Origin of the sequence: Actinomadura sp. (assembly GCF_044508335.1) — a bacterium.
GTDB lineage: Bacteria > Actinomycetota > Actinomycetes > Streptosporangiales > Streptosporangiaceae > Spirillospora.
Map to the genome: position 1 here is coordinate 12,249 of NZ_JBIQHY010000070.1, position 1,776 is coordinate 14,024.

At 81.9% G+C, this 1,776-nt stretch carries 1 protein-coding gene; it reads right to left on the bottom strand.

Annotated elements, in window-relative coordinates; translation table 11 throughout:
* Positions 1–27: 27 nt before the first annotated feature.
* Complete coding sequence (gene cydC, locus ACIWVC_RS22160) at positions 28–1,731, bottom strand: thiol reductant ABC exporter subunit CydC (RefSeq protein ID WP_396454522.1); 1,704 nt, start codon at positions 1,729–1,731, stop codon at positions 28–30.
* Positions 1,732–1,776 lie beyond the last annotated feature (45 nt).

The window sequence follows — 1,776 nt, forward strand, 5'->3', positions numbered from 1 at the left end:
CGGCGGCGGGGGCGGCGGCGGGGGCGGTCACCGGGTGGCGAGGGCCTCGGCGTCCCACAGGTCCCGGTAGGCGCCCGGCACCGCCAGCAGCTCCTCGTGCCGGCCCCGCTGGACGACCCGGCCCCGGTCCATCACGACCACCTCGTCGGCGGCGCCCAGCGCGGCCAGCCGGTGCGTGACCAGCAGCAGCGTCCCGCCGCCGGGCGCCTCCAGCAGGTCCCGGGTCACCGCGTCCGCCGCCCGCGGGTCCAGCGCCTCGGCGGGCTCGTCCAGCACCAGCACCGGCGGATCGGCCAGCAGCGCCCGCGCCAGCAGCAGCCGCTGCCGCTGCCCGCCCGACAGGCCCCGCCCGCCCGCGCCCACCACCGTGTCCCACCCGTCCGGCAGCGCCCGCACCACCTCGGCGAACCGCGCCCGCCGCGCCGCCGCCCGCAGCTGCTCCTCGCTCGCGTCCGGCCGCGCCAGCAGCAGGTTCGCGCGGACCGTCCCGGCGAACACGTGCGCGTCCTGCGCCAGCCCCCGCACCGCCGCCCGCACGTCCCCGGGCGCGTACCGGGCCAGGGCGCGCCCGCCCAGCAGCACCGCGCCCGACGACGCGGCGACCTCGCCCGACACCGCCGCCAGCAGGGTGCTCTTGCCCGCGCCGCTCGCCCCGACGACCGCGACGCGGCGGCCCCTCCCGACCCGCAGGTCCACCCCGTCCAGCGCGACCCGGTCGCCGAAGGCGACGCGGACGCCCAGCAGCTCCACCTCCAGCGGCCCCCGCGGCAGCGGCACCGGGCGCGACACCGCCAGTTCCGGGGGAGCGGCCAGCACCGCGCCGACCCTCCGCAGCGCCGGCACCGCCTCGCGCAGCCGCTGCGCCGCCCCCGCCAGCGGCAGCACCGACTCCACCGCCACCAGCGCCGTCAGCGCCAGCACCGCCGCACCGACCTGGTCCACCCCGCCCCGCAGACCCGCCCACGCCACCGCCGCGACCGTGGCGCCCTGCACCGCGAACCCCGCCGCCGACACCAGCGCCGCCAGCCGCGCCGCGGACCGCTCCGCACGCTCCAGCCGCCCGGCGGCGTCACCGGCGCGGGCCGCGAACCGGTCCGCGGCGTTGAACACCGCCAGGTCCGCCGCGCCCTCCAGCACGTCCAGGGAGCGCACCGCCAGCTCCTCGCGCGCCGCGGCCGCCCGCGCCGCCGCGCGGCCGGCCCCGGCCGCCGCCACCGCGGGCAGCACCACGCCCGCGGCCGCCAGACCCGCCGCCAGCACCGCGCCCGCCGGGGCGTGGACCGCCGCGCATACCGCCACGCCCGCCGCCCCGCACGCCACCGCCGCGACCGCCGGCAGGGCGCACCGCAGCACCAGGTCCTGGACGGCGTCCACGTCCGACACCATCCGCGCCAGCGCGTCCCCGTCCCGCATCCGCGGCCGCGCCCGCGGGCCCGCCGCCGCCAGCGTGTCGAACACCCGGCCCCGCAACTCCGCCAGCGCCCGCAGCGCCGCGTCGTGCCCGGCCAGCCGCTCCGCGTACCGCAGCGACCCCTTCGCCAGCGCGAACGCCCGCACCGCCACGATCGCCGACGACAGCGCCGCCAGCTCCGGCCGCTGCGCCGCCCGCGCGATCAGCCACGCCGCCGCGGCGATCAGCCCCAGCCCGCTCAGCTCCGCCGCCGCGCCCGCCAGGGCGGCGGCGGCCAGCCGCGGCGCGTGCGGCCGCACCGCACCCCACACACCCCTCACGACAGCCCCCTCACGACTCGTCCCGTCACGACTCGTCCCGTCACG